This window comes from Flavobacterium tructae (assembly GCF_001853485.1).
Classification (GTDB): Bacteria; Bacteroidota; Bacteroidia; order Flavobacteriales; family Flavobacteriaceae; genus Flavobacterium; species Flavobacterium tructae.
The window spans coordinates 189,088-207,735 of record NZ_MIKE01000028.1 but is presented as its reverse complement, the minus strand read 5'-3'; the positions used below and the strand labels follow the sequence as shown (position 1 = coordinate 207,735).

10 protein-coding genes are annotated in these 18,648 nt (G+C 38.0%); all 10 read left to right on the top strand.

Annotated features, from left to right (window positions below; genetic code table 11):
* Nucleotide 1: 1 nt before the first annotated feature.
* The 10 genes from BHE19_RS21340 to BHE19_RS21295 all read left to right on the top strand — a co-directional run bounded on the left by BHE19_RS21340 (nucleotide 2) and on the right by BHE19_RS21295 (nucleotide 18,648).
* Nucleotides 2–3,460 carry a PKD domain-containing protein gene (locus tag BHE19_RS21340; protein ID WP_070908776.1) on the top strand — a complete coding sequence of 1,153 codons (3,459 nt, stop codon included), beginning with the start codon at nucleotides 2–4 and terminating at the stop codon, nucleotides 3,458–3,460.
* Nucleotides 3,461–5,278 carry a contractile injection system tape measure protein gene (locus BHE19_RS21335; protein WP_070908775.1) on the top strand — a complete coding sequence of 606 codons (1,818 nt, stop codon included), beginning with the start codon at nucleotides 3,461–3,463 and terminating at the stop codon, nucleotides 5,276–5,278.
* A 13-nt stretch (nucleotides 5,279–5,291) separates the two neighbouring features.
* Nucleotides 5,292–5,879, top strand: a complete 588-nt coding sequence (locus BHE19_RS21330; protein WP_017497857.1) for a hypothetical protein — start codon at nucleotides 5,292–5,294, stop codon at nucleotides 5,877–5,879.
* Nucleotides 5,861–6,736 (top strand): DUF6734 family protein, encoded by an 876-nt coding sequence (locus tag BHE19_RS21325; RefSeq protein ID WP_070908774.1) that lies wholly within the window; start codon nucleotides 5,861–5,863, stop codon nucleotides 6,734–6,736. The genes BHE19_RS21330 and BHE19_RS21325 overlap by 19 nt, the downstream gene beginning before the upstream one ends.
* 77 nt (nucleotides 6,737–6,813) lie before the next feature.
* A complete protein-coding gene (locus tag BHE19_RS21320; protein ID WP_070908773.1) occupies nucleotides 6,814–8,361 on the top strand; it encodes an eCIS core domain-containing protein in 1,548 nt (515 codons plus the stop codon).
* A 25-nt stretch (nucleotides 8,362–8,386) separates the two neighbouring features.
* Nucleotides 8,387–10,633 carry an eCIS core domain-containing protein gene (locus tag BHE19_RS21315; protein WP_070908772.1) on the top strand — a complete coding sequence of 749 codons (2,247 nt, stop codon included), beginning with the start codon at nucleotides 8,387–8,389 and terminating at the stop codon, nucleotides 10,631–10,633.
* Between the two features lie 22 nt (nucleotides 10,634–10,655).
* Nucleotides 10,656–11,822 (top strand): hypothetical protein, encoded by a 1,167-nt coding sequence (locus BHE19_RS21310; RefSeq protein WP_123923446.1) that lies wholly within the window; start codon nucleotides 10,656–10,658, stop codon nucleotides 11,820–11,822.
* 18 nt (nucleotides 11,823–11,840) lie between these two features.
* On the top strand, nucleotides 11,841–16,061 hold the full coding sequence (locus tag BHE19_RS23010) for an eCIS core domain-containing protein (protein ID WP_070908770.1): 4,221 nt from the start codon (nucleotides 11,841–11,843) through the stop codon (nucleotides 16,059–16,061).
* A gap of 2 nt (nucleotides 16,062–16,063) precedes the next feature.
* Nucleotides 16,064–17,290 (top strand): hypothetical protein, encoded by a 1,227-nt coding sequence (locus tag BHE19_RS21300; protein WP_070908769.1) that lies wholly within the window; start codon nucleotides 16,064–16,066, stop codon nucleotides 17,288–17,290.
* 53 nt (nucleotides 17,291–17,343) lie between these two features.
* Nucleotides 17,344–18,648, top strand: coding sequence for an ATP-binding protein (locus tag BHE19_RS21295; protein ID WP_070908768.1), 1,305 nt, complete (start codon nucleotides 17,344–17,346; stop codon nucleotides 18,646–18,648).

The following is an 18,648-nucleotide window of genomic DNA, read 5'->3' as shown; positions in this document are numbered from 1 at the left end:
AATGTTAGTAAAACTTTCAACCATAACAACGCTGTACCGAAGATTCACTAAAAATCAGGTACTAACAGAAGGACATCTTAACGAGATTGTAGATTATTTTGATGATCAGGATCGTATTTCCAGAATTGGTCTTAGTGGTGTCGGCATCATTTGCGGATTTAAAGTTTCATACAGCCCCGTTTCAAAAGACATTACCATAACACAAGGCAGCGGTATCACAACCGACGGCGATCTTATACAGTTGTACAAGTCTACTCCAAACGGCGGAAAAATTATTGATTTTGAAAGTAAACAATACACGCATTATAAAGTATACGACAATAAAAAAGCGGCTTACAAACCTTATTTTTACGACGGTTCAAAACAGCTTGAGATCTTCGAACTTTTAACTGCCGAACAGCAGCTTACCGAAAGTGCCAATACTTATCCGATACATTATCTTAAAAAAAATACCGGATTAGAGGTAACCGATGCTGTCGTTCTTTTGTATATCGAATCTTATGAAAAAGATTCCGATCTCTGTGTCAGTCTCTCCTGCGACAATCAGGGACTGGAAATCATCGGCAATCACAAAGCCTTATTGGTAAGCAAAACCGTTGCGGCGCAGATAAACACTCATGATAAGATCATTAGCAAAATCAAATTCTCTAACCTGTATTACAAACTTCCGGAACTAGTCTCTAACCGCATTGTATTACAACCCGAAGATTTTAGCAGTTATTATGAAATCAAAAGAAAATTCACCAATGGTCTGTTCCGAAACAATGTAGTGGCCAGACTGCAAGACGGTTTTGAAATACTATTGACCCCATTAAAAATGCCAACTATACTGGATTCTATAAAAAAGAATCTGGCTTCTCTGTACAGTTTTGATGAAAAAAATGTCCCGCCTGATTTTCAGTATCGATACGATCTGCTCAACGATTTAATTGATAGTTACAATGAGATCAGACTTTTATTGTCCAATATGGACTATGATTTTTGCTTTCCCGACATCAAATCATTCCCCAAACACTTAATGCTGGGAGAAGTGCAAAAAAGCGGTCCTTGTTTTGAATACCGACATTCTTTTTACAAATCACCGCTGCTCACGGGACAGAACCTTAGTACCTGTAACGATTGTCTGCCTTTTGACACGCTTAACGAACCTGGCAAGAAAGACACCATTAACGAATTTATTGTTGATTTAGAAGGTAAAGAAATTACAATCTGTTATGGAAAAAATACAGATTTACAACAATTGTACAGTCTGATAAAACGCTGCGTACAATTATTAGCGAATTACAATGTAAACTATACTTATATCAAAATCACTCCTAGTTTTGAATTGGGTTCGCTTGGTAAAAAAGCAATTCCATTTTACAATAATGTGGGCGATCATCTTATTGAACTTTGGGATTACGAAAAAACCACTATCGGACAACAACGCAATAACAGAAGTTATCACGATAACTTATTGAATACAAAATGGCCTAACGAAATGGTCTCAGATCACAACTTCTACAGAATCGAAGGACATCAGGGTACAGACTACAAAAAAGCACTAAAAACGATTCAGGCCATCAGACGTCAGTACGGTTTAGGATTCAATGTTGTTGTACTTGGAGTAAAAGCCTCTGAAGCCAAAAAAATAGTTGAAAATTATACCTCCTACTATCTGAACAAAAATCACGGATACGAGCACAAATCCGGTGTAGCACCGGGCGGCACATTTGTCATGATTTATATTGAAGGAGAGTACAGTCAATATCCTTATTATTACGGCTATGGTTATCCGTACGAATATCCACGTGGAAATTCTCTCGCAGGTGATTTTGAAAAAGAAGGCGATAAAAAAGAACCCGGAGAATCTATCGTGTTAAATCCGGTAATAGCCGATTTTACCTTGCCGTATTTATGCTGCGATGATAATTTTATTACGCTGTCCTTACCTATGAACCATATCTGCTTTGATGAAACAACCCCTTACTTTCCGTTTCACGTAACGCCGACCGGAGGTTTTGTAAAAGCCGATGTAGACGAAGATTTGAATGGCGGAGTGACCAAAAATCAGTATGGAGAATTTGTTTTTGATCCAAAATTGGTCAGTGAAGAACTCATTGGAAAACCGATAACTTTTACAGTGAATAATTTTGAAACCAACTGCCAAATAACCATTTTCAGAAAACCAAAATTTGATTTCACTTTTGTCTTCCCGAAATCGCTTAATAAAGATGGAGTTGTGGTTGATTTTAGTATTAGCGGTGAGAATCAGAAAGACATGAAATATGTTTGGGATTTTGGCGATGGCAGTGAGCCTGTTGCCACTACTGAAGCAAAAATTCAACATATTTATGTCTATGACGTACCCGCCAAAGAAAGCTATAGTTTTCAGGTAAAAGTTACAGGTGAAAACGGAAACTGTAATGCTCAGGCACAGCATCCGGTGACTTTTGAAGTGCCTGTAGTTGTAGGTATCGACACCAGAAACATCTGCAGAAATGATCTTAAACCACATGTTTTAACTATTGAACCAAATAGCAAAAAAACGGTCTTATCAGGCCCCGGAGTTTCCCAGAATGATGCCGGTCAATACATTTTTATCGGCAATAATGTTCCTAAAGATGTAGATCAGGTGGTTATACTAATAAACGGTAAGCCTTCGAACCTTACTATTATAATGCAGAATCCGCCTGTAGCTTTGTTTAGCTATGCAATCAGAAATAATCAGATTGCCTTTAGCAACAAATCTACAGATGCTCTAAAATACATCTGGAACATCGAAGAAGAGGTAATCGAAACCGATGCTACAGAAGCCATCATACGACCAACTTCGCTATACAAAAACGACGTGATCAAAGTATCTCTTACAGCATTGAATAAAAGATGCGGCGAATCAATAGACGGTCCGAGAGATATCCGAATTCGTGAAAAACCGACTGAAAACCCCTGTCTGACTAATGCAGTAGAATTCGTCAAAAAAACGAACCTGACTTTTGAAAAAATCAACCAACAGCCTGAATTACAAAAATTCAGTAAAGAGACTCTTTCGCTGATTACTGAAATTCAGAAACAATTTGCAAGTGTTGAAAAAGAAACCAGTGCTTATATCAATGGAGATTTTAATACTGCATTACCCGAGATGTATAATGAGCTTGTATACCACAATTTATTACTGGCCGCAAGAAATGCAAGAATGGAAGAGGAAAAAACGGTACTGAGTTTCCTTACCGAAAGTCATATCTCGCTTTTCTATACAATCATAAAATGTCAGCCCGCAGAACTCATAAACAAATTCGAAAAACCATTTACAACCATTACGGCACGTATAGACAGCTTGTTACAAGGTTTTGTAAAAAATCAGTATAAGACCGATCCTAAAGGAACCTTAAAAGCTTTCTTAACCGATCAGAAGATTCCGTTTAAGGACATCAAATTTATTCTGGAAGCCATCGAATCACAACTAAAAAGTTTAAACTAAGTGCAGCACCTTGGAAGCCATATCATCAACAAGCTGTTTCTGGAGGTCAATACCCAATCTAAAGAGAAGGCGTATTACCTCAAAGATCATCTGGATACGTTTCTAAAAGAAGAACTCCTTCCTCTTTTAGAAGCCTATTTTGATACGCTCCATACCCAAATACCGCTGTACAGTATTCAGATCGAAAAATTAGACCTAAACCTTTCTCTCGCTCCTGAACTTAATTTTAATGCCCTAAAGCTGGAAATTTTAAATCAGATTCAAAAACAAATTGACGATCAGATTCAAAAAGGTTTTCCCGATACAGAGCGTTACAAATTAATGAACCGCGAAGAAAAAAATAGTGATGAATTCTTCATTTTTCTGGAAACGGGAACCAGTCCCTGGTGGGTGATTACCAGTGACAATAACTATGGTAACGGCAATGGTAAGAGCAATGTTAAGGGTAATACTCCCCTTGGTCCGGAAGAGGACCCTCAATTGCAAAAAAATATTGGAGACAAAACTTTTGGTTCAAAATTGCGAAATGCATTGAAAAACTCCCAAATCAGAACCCGTTTCATCAAACAATTATCAGACGCACAGATTTATGATATCCTTAAAAAAACACTTCTTTTAGCCGCCGATGATAAAGAAACAGCTACCAAAATAATTGAGAAGATCCATCGCAATATGCGCAAACTTGTTTCGAAATCGAAACAGGGCTTAAATCAGCGCAATTTAATTTGGGAAATAGTATTTTCGGAATTATTACAGCATGATGAGGCTCTGACAAAAGAAAAATTAGTGCAGCTAATTGCTTCTTTTGTTTCTATAACTCAGGAAAACCTGAAAATCATATTGGAACAAATCAGGCAAAATGTATCCGATAAATCAGTACTCTCCGTACTAAGCAATCTTGCTCCCGAAATAGCCAATATAAAAGCTCTTTCTGAACAAATCGCTTCAGACGTTCTTCCGGAAAGCGATAAAGAAGAATTCTTAAAATTAAAATTTTCAGAAACTGACAGATCTCCTGAAGTTGCTAACGAACCTCAACCTGATACTAAAATGGAAGCTCAAAATAGGGAAGCTCGAGATTTAGAATCTGGAAATAAGGAAAAGGAAAAAATTCATAAAGTTGGTGATCCTGATAAAAAGAAGAAAACCGAAGAAAATCGAAATCCTTCTTCAAAATCCCCGGAAACCGATGCTAAAGAAACGGCAGAGATCAATGCTCTTTTGAATCGTAACAAGGAAATCGAAGGTAAAAATGAAAAAACCAAAGATCTGGAAGACTGGCATTCGGCATTATTCCCTGCTGACGGAGCAACTTCGGATGTTCCTTCTTCACACTATGTAAACAATGCGGGACTAATACTGGTGCATCCTTTTTTGAAACATCTTTTCGGAAATTGCGGTTTACTCCGTAAAGACAATACGATAAGCGATCCCGAAACTGCCGCCCATCTGCTACACTATATTGCAACAGACCGGGAGCAGGATTATGAATCTCAAATGCTGTTTGAAAAAGTGTTGTGCAACATCCCCATAAACCGACCTATAAACCGAAACATTATACTATCGGAAGAGTTAAAAGATCAAGGCAAAGAAATGCTGCAAGCCGTTTTAGACAACTGGCCGATTATGAAAAATTCTTCTATAGCCCTATTACAAAATGAGTATTTACAAAGACCCGGCAAAATAATTCTTAGCGAAGACAACCCCAAAGTCATTGTCGAAAGAAAAACACAGGACATTTTGTTAGATAAAATTAACTGGAATCTGGGAATTGTAAAACTCGCATGGAAAGATAAGATCATTTTTGTGGACTGGTAATACGATATAAAACATGGAAACCGAAAAAAACACATTTCTAAAAGAGGATGAACAAAATATTTTCTACGAGCAAAAACAAGCTCTCAAAAATATTTTCAAAAACCTCGATATTACAAAGATTGCCTTTGTAGGCGGAATTGCGGATTACATTAACCTCCGTGCTTATTATGATATGCCCATAAATGATATTGATATTATTTATGAAAATGAAGACGATTTATCACTCATTAAAGAAAGTGAAGTGATCACCCGTTTTTTCAACCGCTTTTATGATCTGCAGGGAGAAGTTTTGGTTTCAGAATACCAGATCAACGATAAAAATGTCCATACGGATTATTACAAAAGAGATTTCTCTAAAATAGGCTTGACACAGTCCTATTTATTAGGCGAAATGGTATGGCATGCCACCTTTGATGAAATGAAAACATTTCATAATGACCAGATTCCGAAATTGACCTCAGAAGCAACGGGTGAAAAATACGAATGGAAAAGACTCTATAAACACAGTAAAAAAGCTTCGTTATACAACAACGTCTGCTATCTGGATGAAAAACAACAGCTGCAAACCTTAAGCGATATTTTATGGAAGAACCAAGAATAATATACAGCCTGAACGCTTTTCCTCTGATCAATAATCGTTGGCAAATGGGCAATAAACTTAAAGAAACCGTTTACATGACTGCTCTGAGTATTTTGTACAGTCATCTTTGGTACAAGGACATTGAGCTTTATGCAGACGAAACTGCCTATAATTTTTTGTATATGCTGCCCTGCAGAATCACAAAAATGGATAAGGAACACAATAAAGAATTGTGGATGAAATCAAAAATTCATGCCATCGAAAAGCAAACCAAACCGTTTGTTCACCTCGATACGGATGTATTTATAAAAAAGAAAATCAATTTCAATTTCGACTCCATTATTCTCGAACGCAGAGAATGCGGTTATGAAGCGCACTATAAAAAGCAAATCGATTTTTTTAACCAATACACACAAAATTTACCTTACTGGCATCCTGATTTAGGACTTTCCTACAGCTGTGGCATACTGGGATTTAATGACCTTACACTGCGCGATAAATTTATAAGTGCCTATTATGATCTGGAAAAAATCTATACCACCAACCGTAAGGAATTTGAACCATTAAAGCAACAAGGTTTTGAGCCTTGTATTGTTATAGAACAATACAATCTGGCTTCTGTATTAGACTATAACAATATTACGCCTACCCTGCTTCTTAAAGGAAGAAATATAACCGAACAGAGTAAATATGCCAGTGAAATAAGCTACAGTCACCTCTTTGGTATTAAAAAGTACAAAAAAGACATTACAGAAGAAATTGAATATCGATTGTTTAAAATATTTCCATACTGGTACGCACAAATAAAGATCGAACTGGAAAAACATCAGATCATACCAAAAGAAGAAATCAGCTCTCCAACGATGCTCGCATCGTAGCACCCTTTATTCCGGAAAATTGATCCCGTAAAGGGTAAGAAATATTTTTTTATTTCAAATAACAAAACAATGAAGTGATGAGAACGCTAGAAAATAAAAAGCCAATTGCTCAATCCTCCTCTTCTGCTTTTTTTGGACCTAAAATCCAGAAAAAACTGAAAACCGGAACAGTCGGTGACCAGTTTGAGGTTGAGGCAGACCGGGTTGCCGATAAAGTAGTGAATAATAATTCGTCCGGAGGAAGTCTTCTGCAGTCGAAAGAAAACGTACAGCAAAAACCAATTGCAGAGACCATCTCTTCTGTTCAGAGTAAGGAAATCAAACAAGAGGAACCTGTACAGAAAAAATCCGATAAGAAAGAAGAAGAAAAACCAGTACAAAAGAAATCCGATAAGAAAGAGGAAGAGAAACCTGTTCAGAAAAAATCCGACAAAAAAGAAGAAGAAAAACCGGTACAAAAAAAATCAGATAAAAAAGAAGAGGAAAAGCCGGTACAGAAGAAATCCGACAAGAAGGAAGAAGAAAAACCGGTACAAAAGAAATGTGCCGATTGTGAAAACGAAGAAAAAGTACAGTCTAAAGAGCAAAAAGAAGAAGACAAGGCTGTACAAAAGAAAGAACAAAATCCCGATGCCGAAATCGAGAATAACGAACTCGAAGGAAAACTGGACCACTCAAAAGGCAGTGGAAACGACTTAGACAAAAAAACTAAAAAAGAAATGGAATCCGGTTTTGGAGCTGATTTCAGTGATGTAAAAATTCACACTGATACTAATGCTGTCCAAATGAGTCAGGAATTGGGAGCTCAGGCTTTCACCAATGGTAACGATGTCTATTTTAACAAAGGAAAATACAACCCCGATTCCCGGGAAGGAAAACATTTGCTGGCACATGAATTAACCCATACCATTCAGCAAACCGGAGCTGTACAAAAATCCGTCGAACCTTCTGCAACTGCAGCTGAAGATTTAGAATCTCCTCGGTTTAAAGGAGATTACAAGTTAGAGCAAACACACGATGATTTAGATTATCTCGCTACCGGATGTAAGGGAGAACCTGTACAAAAAGTACAATCGGGTTTAATGGATTTAGGTTATCAGCTTCCTAAATTCGGTGCTGATGGTGATTTTGGCAGTGAAACACGAGCAGCTGTATTCCAATTTCAATCCGATAATGGACTGAGCTACGATGGAGTTGTTGGCGTACAAACCATTGGCCGTTTAGATGATATTTATGTTGGAAAAGGCTCAGGCCCGGGCAAAGACAAAAAGAAAAAACCACCAAAGAAAAAAGACAAAAAGACCTGCGATATAACGAATATATTTCACTTCTCCTCAGATCCGGTTCATATTGAAACATTACAAACAGATGGTGATTGTAAATCATTTTCTATCTCATTAACAACGACAAGAAATAAAAATGAGAACCCCTGTTCGAGTTACAGCGTCGAAATTATCGATTCCACAGGGAAAAGTTTAATGAAACCAACCTCGTTCAAAATTGGCGGTACAGTTCCGATTAATTTCACCGCCCCAACAGCAGGCAAGTTCAGCATGATCATTGGAACTCCTGCTTCCTGTGGAGAGAATGCTTTTAAAGGTGTGGGATCAAAACACAGACATTAATAAAATCAAGTACCGTTAATGACACATGGGAGCTTTTAACCAAAAATCAAAATCCAGTCCTTCCGGACCATCCGCCTTTAATTCAAGGCAGGGTGAGGATTTTTTTGGCGTACAGACCAAGCTCAGTATCGGAAAATCGAATGACAAATATGAAGTTGAAGCCGACAAAGCTGCCGATCAAATTGTCTCCAAAAAACAAAATACGAAGCCGGAAACTTTTTTTAGTTCATCTCCTCTAGTTCAAAAAAAATCCTTAGCAGAACAATGTACACCTGTTACGCAATTAAAACCCGAACAGGAAGAAACACTTCAAAGCAAAACCGAAACTGTTACCCCTGAAATTCCCAAAGCCGCCGAAAAAACTCCGATTTCAAAACCACTGATTCAGCAGAAAAAAACAGAAGAAGAAGTTCAGCCCAAAGAAGAAGAACAGGAAATTCAGAAAAGTGCAGAAACTGAAACAAGTCCAACAAATACGGCATCGCTGGAAAGCAAACTTCAGAGCAGTAAAGGCGGTGGTTCTCCCATGGCCGATACCACTCAAAACCAAATGGAATCCGGCTTTGGAGCCAATTTCAGCAAGGTGAGAATCCACAACGATTCAAATGCTGTTCAAATGAACAAGGAATTAGGCTCGCAGGCTTTTGCCAACGGAAACGATGTTTATTTTAACGAAGGAAAATACAACCCCGATTCTCAGGAAGGGAAGCACCTGTTAGCACACGAGCTTACGCACACGATACAGCAAGGCAATAAGCCCAACATTCAAAAACAGAATCCTCCAAGCAATTTAGACAGTCTAAACGAAATGCTGGACAGCTTCAATGTTCCTGAAGATGACGTTATTACAATGTGTTCTCAACTTAACGATACCGAAAAAGCAACTGTATTAGGCAATAGTAGTTACAAAACCAGAATGGCTGCAGCACTTGATGTAGCCCAAATGATCAGAGCAGTTAATAATTTAGGAGCTCCTCTGAATACAAAACTGGAATGGGTAAATGCCGCCGCTACCTTTGGAACATTTTTTATGGACTACAGTGAAATCAAAGGAATGGTAACCGCTGCCGATCAACCGCAAAGAGATGTTTTAAAAACCGATGTCTGGAAAAGCTTTTTTGTTGGCGTTTGTACTAATGCCAATATGATAGAAGCTCTCGATGACTTACAATTTGATTTAATAACAAAATTAGTATGGCTTAAAGCGGAGGTCTTTTCAGCCAGTTGGTCCATCGACTATTCAAACATAAAACCTTGGGTCACCAGTACCACGACTAACCAAACCGAAAGAGATGCCTTAAAAACACATACCGATGTGGGTATGAATTTCTTTGTAGACGTTTGCGACAATGTCACTATGATTGAAGCCTTAAACGATTTGCAATATGACCTGGTTACCAAACTGACCTGGCTGAACGCCGAAATGTTCATAACGAGATTCGAACTCAATTATACTACTATAAAACCATGGATCATACATTCCAGTACAGATCAGGCACAAAAAGACGCTTTAAAAACACCTCTTTGGAAAGATTTTTTTAGCGCCGTTTGTGATAATACCACAATGGTTGAAGCTGTAACCGATCTCAATTTTGACATTGTAACACAATTAGACTGGATTAACTTCGAAGGTTCCGATTTCATTCCGAAACTTACCTGGCTTCTTAATCACAGTACCGATTATGATGTCATTAGAAATGAAATATTAAATGCCTCTCCCGGCGACAGACAGGCTGCATTGGCAGATACCAGCATCAGAAGCTTAATCAATTCAAGACTGACAGCTCCGGTTTCTGTTGCCGTTTTCTCTCATCTGTTATTGGGTTCAATGTATTGGAGAAACCCTCCTAATAATGATTTCTTTGCCTATTTTGTGACTAATGGCGGTTCAGGAACACTTCCGGCTGCTGCCACTATGAACTGTTGGGAAAGCATCATGTATGCTGCTTATCTGTCTAACCGAATTAATGCTTCCTGGATTCAGACCTTCTATAATAATGCATTTAGTTCCGGCGGAGATCCAAATGTTTTGATATGGAGTCAATTAGGTTGGAACAGTGGTCTGCCTACCTATCCGGGTACGACGCCAACTGTCGGGCAGTTAATTTTTTATACTACATCCGGCGACCCTTACCCGGGACACGTGGCAATGGCAATCGATGGAACCCACGTCATCAGTTTATGGTCAGAGCCTCATAATAATTATTTTATACAACGGGTCGACATTACCGTATTTTCAGGAGTAATTCAAATTTCTAATCCACCTTGGTAAATTGTTTAATCAAATTATGAAAATGGCTTTATCTTTATTATTAATTTTAGTATTTACCAATTGTCAAAACGTTTCTAAAATGAATCCGGAAAACAAACATGACCTTACTTTTAAAATTGTCTATAAACAATTGATAGATTCCGTACCCGCTTTATCAAAATATCCTACAATCGGTAAAAACGGACACGAATATTCTCGTATAGACATCCCAAACCCTGAACTTTCATTTCCCAGAAAATATATGGAATTGTATGGAACTTCAGAGGCATTAATTGGTCGATATGTTTCTGAGAATGGTACACGGGATAATCATTTTTTCTCTGTCCTCAATGATTCTTTTAACTACCATTCCGATTCTGATGTTATTGATGTAGCTATTACTGCAAATGGAGATTTTCTAAAGTTAACTTCTGACTTCCTGTATATCGTAAAAAAAGATAATGTCAAAATTCAGCATCCTTTAAAAGGAATGAAAATCATCCTCTCAGAAAACAAAGACATTTGGGTAATTGGGATCAGTAATGCGTGGCTGATTGAAGGTGATTATACAAAAGTCAAAGTCCTTGAATGGTTCGGCGGTATTCATACCGTTTCTTATCAAAATGCGCTCTATTGCATCGATAATTCTAAAAGCACAATTGTTTCTTTAGATACAAAAGGTATGATTACCAATGAGAAAACAGTACAAAACTTCGGCCCCTTTGAAAAGCTCGCCGGCTTCTGGGGCAATAAATATATTACCCTTGAAGGTGCTACTTTCAGATGGTATGAAGAAGCCGTTCTGAAAAGAAAAATAGCCCTTCAGTCTGCCGGTATTTTAAATAATGGTGAAGTATTTATTTCTTATACCGAAAATAAAAAAACCTACTTAAAAACCAATACCATATCCAAAGAATGGGAGGTTCCCGAAGATTCTAAAAGTTACATTCTTCCCATTGTTTTCGAAAAAGGAGATTCCTACTTCGGTTATCATTTGAACAGCTGTGGTGAATTCAGTAAAAAAGATAAAAAGGCACAAGAAACAAACCATATTGATGAAAAGGTCTATGAAAAAACCATATTGCCTTATCGATGGAAAATTGGGCAGAGCCGTTATTTTAACATTCCTGATTACAACACATTGCGGGTATCCTTAACGGGTCCCAAAGAAATTGTTCTGATTGAAATTGACAATGCTGTTTTGAAATAGTTAAACATCTCAATAATTATGACTGCTTTTACTAAAAAATCTGCTCATTCCCAGAATCATGCTGCTTCAGTAAATGAGAAAGGTAATGATGCATTTTTTGGTGTACAGGCAAAACTCAGCATCGGCAAATCAAATGATAAATATGAAGCGGAAGCCGATAAAGCCGCAGATCAGATAGTCTCTAAAACGACTAAAAATAATCCTGAACCGTTTTTCAGCCCATCACCCATAGTTCAAAATAAATCAGATGAAGTACAGAAAAAGGAGGAAACCGCTCCTCAAAAATCAATAGCCGAAAACCTCTCTCCCGTTGTTCAGTTAAAATCAGAAAAAGAAGAAAAGGAAACCGTTGTTCCTGAAAAAGCAACTGTCGAAGAAACCCCTCAGCATAAAACCGAAGTTCCTCAAAACGAAACGGCTAAAACCACCGAAACCATTTCTGTTCCAAAACCAATTGTTCAGCAAAAGAAAGCCGAAGAAGAGGTTCAAACTAAAGAAGAAGAGGAAATTCAATCCAAAGAAGACGAAAAAGAGCTTCAAATGAGCGCCGGTACCGATGCAAGTCCTTCCGATGATTCTAATCTCGAAAACAATTTAAATCGTAGTAAAGGCAGTGGTTCACCACTTTCTGGAAACACCAGAACAGAGATGGAATCCGGTTTCGGGGCTGACTTCGGCAAAGTAAAAGTCCACAACGATTCAAATGCCGTTCAAATGAACAAAGAATTAGGATCACAGGCATTTGCGAACGGAAATGACATTTACTTTAACGAAGGCAAATACAATACAAATTCAACAGCCGGAAAGCATCTTTTAGCACACGAATTGACACACACCTTGCAGCAAGGCGCCAGTGCCGTCCAGCCTAAAATGATTCAGAAAACGCCAACTGCTGCAACTCCTGTTACTACAGCATCAGCCAGTAGTGAACGTATTTCTTTACAGACACCAACATTTACGCCACCGGAAGCAATTGCCACTCAGATTGAGGCAGCTGGAAACAGAGGCGCTGAGGTTAATGTGACCTTTGGTCAATGGGCATCAGGTGTAATCAAAATGAAAAAAAATACAGACGGGACCTACAATACAAAAGACAATAGACAAAGCATAAATCTTAATATTAGTTATTTAAGTCCGCTTACAAGTATAAATATTACCCCGGTTTTAGCCATTCAAATAGAAAACAATAATATAAATGGTTATATTACAGTAAAAACAGGAGATCGGTTAGTTGGAAATCCGGCCGGACTTATTAATGCCATTAAAGACAATAGCGAAACTTTTGGTTGGATTGGAATTGACGTTACAAGTGTTCCAAACGTGCAAAACAGCATTGAAGGCGGAAATCTGACCTTAACAGCAAATGGAATTCCTGTTCAATTGGGAGGATTTGTAAATGCAACTCTTGACTTTGGAATTCAGGGTGAGGCTATCACATTCAGAGCCAGTGGAAGTATTGAAGTTCCTAACCTAAGTCCTACTCAAATTACAATTGAGCGTAATGCCGAAGGAAACATAACCGGCGAAATTGATTTGGCTGTCAATATGGCTAATTTTAACGGTAGCATTCATGCTGCTTTTTTAAATGGAACTTTTGACATCAGAGGTACTGTAGGCTATCAAACCGAAAAAATAAGTGGTCAGGTAACTTTGTTGGTGACCGATACTGCAACAGCCAGAAATGCTGCTTTAAGCCAGCTCGATCCTACTCAAATTGATGAAAGTGCGAGGGAAACAAATGGAATTCCTGAAGCAAACAGTGGACCAACGCCAGGCCCCAGAGCTATGGCAGGCTGGGGTGAAGTCGATTTTAGCTTTACCGAATGGATGACAGGCAGAGCGATGGTTATTATTGATAATGAAGGCCATGTCACTATTCATGGAGAAATAACGCCACCTGCAGAAGTAGAATTATTTGCTCAACGAGATTATATAAGAGAAATTTTTACTGTTGAGGTCCGTACCATGTATGGAGTTCCATTGGTCGGTAACGTTTTCTTATTTGCTAATATTGGCTTAGAAGCTCTGGCGAAAATAGGTCCGGCGAAAATTTATAACATCAGGGCAGTGGGAACTTATTCTACAGATCCGGCAGTATTTAATGATTTTAGTCTTTCCGCCTCTTTCAATATGTCAATGTTTGCAGGACTGCGACTACGAGCAGAAGGAGGATTAGGTGTTGAATTACTGGGACATGATATAAAAGTAGGTGTTGGTGTTAATGCATTAGCCGGAATTAGAGGATATGTTGATGCCACCCCAACGATAGGTTACAGAGAAACTGCATCTCCTGAAGCCGGAAGACAAGGAGAGTTTTACATACACGGGCATGCCGAAATGGCTGCACAGCCTTTCTTAGCATTAGGTGGTGATTTGTTTGTTGAACTAGACAGTCCGTGGTGGTCTCCTGCACCTGATGATAAATGGACCTGGCCTTTAGGTGAATTAGAATATCCTTTGCCGGGAGAATTTGGTATTGGTGCTGATGTAGATTACGTTTTAGGTTCTGACGAATTACCTGAAGTTGAATTTGCGCCTGTTGATTTTAACTCAGATAAATTCATGACCGATTTAATGAATGACCATGTCCCTCCTGCCCAATCTACAGATGCAGAGCACCCGGCAGAATTTCAGGAAGGAGCAACCGGAGGAGAAGGAAGTGCGACTCCTCAGGTCACAGACTCAACCGGAAATCCTAATGCCGGGACAACCGGAACACCACCAGGTGCAGATGCTCCGCCAAACCCACCAACACCCGAAGTTCTGGCACATTGGGGTGATGGATTACAAGCATTACGAGCCTTGGCTACAACATCCGAAAACCACCCTTTAACACAAGCTCAAGTTACAGCCGAATTAAACCCAATCAGAACCAGACATCATTTCACCCATTTAACAGCAAGAAGAAACGGTGAAAATTGGAATATTGATGCGGAAATGCCAAATATCAACAATCACAACACTCCAATTTTAGTAAAAGGAGTAAGAGGAGTTGGTGAAGAAGAAAATGGAGAGGTGAATGGAGAAACTAATGCTGTAAAAGGTGAAATACTACAAATAGAAAGACCTTTTGATGAGACGGATGGAGACAGACATACTTTACGCTTCAGGGATAATCATAATGCGATTCAGCTTATGGTTCATAGTGATCCTAAAGACATCTTTGAATATTTGCATTCCGATGAAGTCGACCAAAACGATAGTACCGTAAGAGATGCGATAAGGTTGGCTACAGAAATAAGAACTATGGCTAATAATGCTGCAAATACCAGCGGGGTCATCCCTAATTTAAACTCAAAAATGAGAGAACTCAGTGAGATGATGAGTCATATCAGAGGTAATCTCAGACGATATTTACCTGCAAATCCGGTATATAATTATCAGCCACAAGGCAACAAAGCACATAAGGCAGAGGTAACTTTACTATCGGCAAACAGATCGGGTGGTACGGAGCCCGGAGGTTCATTTGTACAAGGCTGGGAAGCCATTCAAACCGGAGGTCTGACAAGAGGTGCCGGTCATTGGAAAAGACTCCATCTTATCAATCAGGGTTTTGGAGGATTTGGAGTTCCTGAAAATCTAACACCGGGAACAACATCAAACAATTCTTCTTATGATAACAGGTTTGATGATCCTGTAAAAAACTTAATTGGAAGTCGCCCCAATGATCCAACAAAACAAGGTGTAGTGAAAATTGTTGCTGAAGTAGACAGTTATTACAGCGGACCTTTCCCGGCTAATGTTAGTGCTCCCTTAGGAGGACCTTTAGACGTCAAGGATCCTACTAACAGAGTCACAAGAGATAACTACGCTCAGCATATAAAATTTGAAGCCTGGGAGTACAATTACGTCAATAGAAGCTGGGAATTAGGAAATAAATTTGTGGATGCCGGTCTGGATATTGATTTGCCCGACTGGAATTCGGTTAATCCTCCTGTAATTGGAGTGGGTACCAGAAGTGAAATTGTACGAGCCTACAACTCGCTTCAACCAAGAGATAAATATAGAGTTGACTCACAGCTTAGCTCATCATTTGAAAGTATTCTAACTGATACCGTAATGGATATCATAAGAAGTAGAACATACAGTAATGTTACTGATTTTAGAAATGCTATAACAGCTGAAGTAAGTGCTCCATCAACTCCGTCAGGCCGCAGAACACCAGAAACCATAACCAGATTAAATGAAGTAAAAAACATCATCCCAATTATGGTCAATGCTAACGTATTAAAATTCTAACTATGGAAAATATACTTCTTGAAATAAAAGAACTTTCAGATTTAATGCTAAAGAAGGATCATTCTCATACTGTAAAACTAAGTCCTCCGGTGGCCGGCAGTAAATTAAAAAAACTGACTGCTGAATTAAATCTAAACGACTCTTTATTGTCATTTTATAAAACTACAAATGGACTTTTTATATCATGGTTTTCTGATGTTGATATTTTATGCTTTGGTAAACTTAATATTCCCAAATTAGAAACATTGTCAGATTATTTGACAAAAGTAGAGAAGACAGACCTTAAAGAATATTCAGCCTTCATACAAAAAGGATACATCCCTTTTGATGTCGACATCATTAACAAATTTGTAACTTTCATAAAGCCAATAAAGGAAAATTACGAAATCATAAGAATGAGCCCCGATTTTAACGAAGTTACATTAAATTGTACTTTAGAATCTTACTTGAATTTAGGAATTAAGACAGGTGGACTTTACCATTGGCAGAATTATATCTCAGAGGAGGTTTTCAATCACTTCACCAAATACAATAACGATTTCTTTTACTACTTAGTCAACACAAAGTTGAAACCTGAAATACTTGAGTCGTTCTTTAGTGATTCAGACACCAAAACAAAATCATTTCCCTCTATTGGAGGTGCTAAATTTAAAATACCGGAAAATCATAAAATTACGGTACATAAAGAAAACCTTGGGTGCTCCAACATTGAAATTAGAAGAGCCGAAATCGCAATAAAAGGCAAACTAAACACCAATTTTGTTTTGTATCATTATCGAAGAAATGGACTGGAAATCAGCTGGAAATCAGAAATCTACTTCGCCAATTTTCAAATGCTGTCAATTGAAACCATTTTTGGAGGAGTTCTTCATGCTCAGGAAAGAATTTGGGATAATAACTACTTTAAGTTCATTAATGCGGATAAAAGTTTTGAAAAAAAACTGAGCAAGTTTTATCCTTTAATAATTGAAGAGTCCGGAGATACTGTTTTTTCTATTGAAAATGAAAAAATTAGTCTTTATATTATTTCTTCCTCTTTTGAGCCTCAAAAAATAAACCTTTCTTTCGAGACATTCATAGAAAAACTATATAGTTGTGGAGGAATTAGCGGATGGCAAAACCTGTTTATTGATGAATACACTGAAAAAAATCCCTTGTATAAAGATATTTTAAAGGGAATTGAACACTGTTTTCCTGCTCTTAATCTAATAGATTTTCTTAAAAATTAAAAAAATAAAGTCCCGATTATAAATTCAATAACAATAGTCAAAACAAAAAGATCATGGAACTTATACTTCAGTTTCTTAAAACCCAATTTCAATTTCAGCTTGATACACTTTTTCAAGCCGAAAACCCAACCGGAAAACCTGTTTTAATTCAACTGGATTCCAACGGGTTTATCAACGATTTTATCATTGAAAATAACCTCACCCAAACAGATACACTCTTATTGGGATTAGCTCTCGTACATCATATCAAACCTGACTTTTTAAGTTCGATTATTGCGGAATATTTACCCAACGGAGGAGAACTACCCGAATTTGGAGGTGTAAAATCAAAAAACCACCGCGGTATTTTACCAACAGGCGAGACGGCTCAGTTTCTAATAGCCGGAAATGATCTTGACGCCCGAATTTCTTTCTATAATTACCTGCACAATCAATCCTTTCTTTATCAAAAAAGAATCATTAAAATAGAATCTGTTCCAAATGGAGAACCTAAACTGAGTGGTTTACTGATTCTTGAAGACGAATACATCGAAAAATTCATCACCGGAAAAATCCTAAAACCTCAGCTTAGCAGCATCTTCCCTGCTCAGCTAATTGAAACCGCATTAGATTGGGATGATCTTGTCCTCAATTCTTCGACTTTAAATCAAATTAAAGAAATAGAAACCTGGCTTAAATTTAATGAGATTCTGCTCCACGAATGGAACATGAAAGCCACAATTAAACCAGGTTTCAGAGTCATGTTTTATGGTGCACCGGGAACCGGGAAAACCCTTACGGCCTCACTTCTTGGAAAATATACACAGAGAGATGTCTACCGAATTGACTTGTCTATGGTGATTTCGAAATACATTGGCGAAACCGAAAAAAATCTGTCCTCCCTTTTTGACAAAGCAGCCGATAAAGACTGGATTCTCTTTTTTGACGAAGCCGATGCCGTTTTCGGAAAAAGAACTAATGTAAGAGATGCTCATGATAAATACGCCAATCAGGAAGTGTCGTACCTGCTGCAGCGTATCGAGAATCATCCGGGTTTAGTTATTCTGGCTTCTAATTTTAAAACCAATATTGACACAGCCTTTACCCGAAGATTTCAATCCATAATCGAATTCGAGGTACCTTCTTCCCGTGAACGTTTACAACTTTGGGAGAACAACCTGCCTAAAGGAATCAAAATTGCTGAAGATGTAAACCTTAGTGAGATTTCAAAAAAATACGAGATTACCGGTGCTAATATTGTAAACATTATTCAATATGCCTGTCTGCGAACATTAGAAGATCAAAACGAAAATATTAATCTACATCATCTTCTTCAAGGGATTAAAAAAGAATATGTCAAAGAAGGCAAAATGATGTAA

Bases quoted from the DNA above. Each gene is read 5' to 3' on its own strand.
- BHE19_RS21340 (WP_070908776.1), top strand. From the start codon at position 2: ATGTTAGTAAAACTTTCAACCATAACAACGCTGTACCGAAGATTCACT.
- BHE19_RS21330 (WP_017497857.1), top strand. From the start codon at position 5,292: ATGGAAACCGAAAAAAACACATTTCTAAAAGAGGATGAACAAAATATT.
- BHE19_RS21325 (WP_070908774.1), top strand. From the start codon at position 5,861: ATGGAAGAACCAAGAATAATATACAGCCTGAACGCTTTTCCTCTGATC.
- BHE19_RS21320 (WP_070908773.1), top strand. From the start codon at position 6,814: ATGAGAACGCTAGAAAATAAAAAGCCAATTGCTCAATCCTCCTCTTCT.
- BHE19_RS21315 (WP_070908772.1), top strand. From the start codon at position 8,387: ATGGGAGCTTTTAACCAAAAATCAAAATCCAGTCCTTCCGGACCATCC.
- BHE19_RS21310 (WP_123923446.1), top strand. From the start codon at position 10,656: ATGGCTTTATCTTTATTATTAATTTTAGTATTTACCAATTGTCAAAAC.
- BHE19_RS23010 (WP_070908770.1), top strand. From the start codon at position 11,841: ATGACTGCTTTTACTAAAAAATCTGCTCATTCCCAGAATCATGCTGCT.
- BHE19_RS21300 (WP_070908769.1), top strand. From the start codon at position 16,064: ATGGAAAATATACTTCTTGAAATAAAAGAACTTTCAGATTTAATGCTA.
- BHE19_RS21295 (WP_070908768.1), top strand. From the start codon at position 17,344: ATGGAACTTATACTTCAGTTTCTTAAAACCCAATTTCAATTTCAGCTT.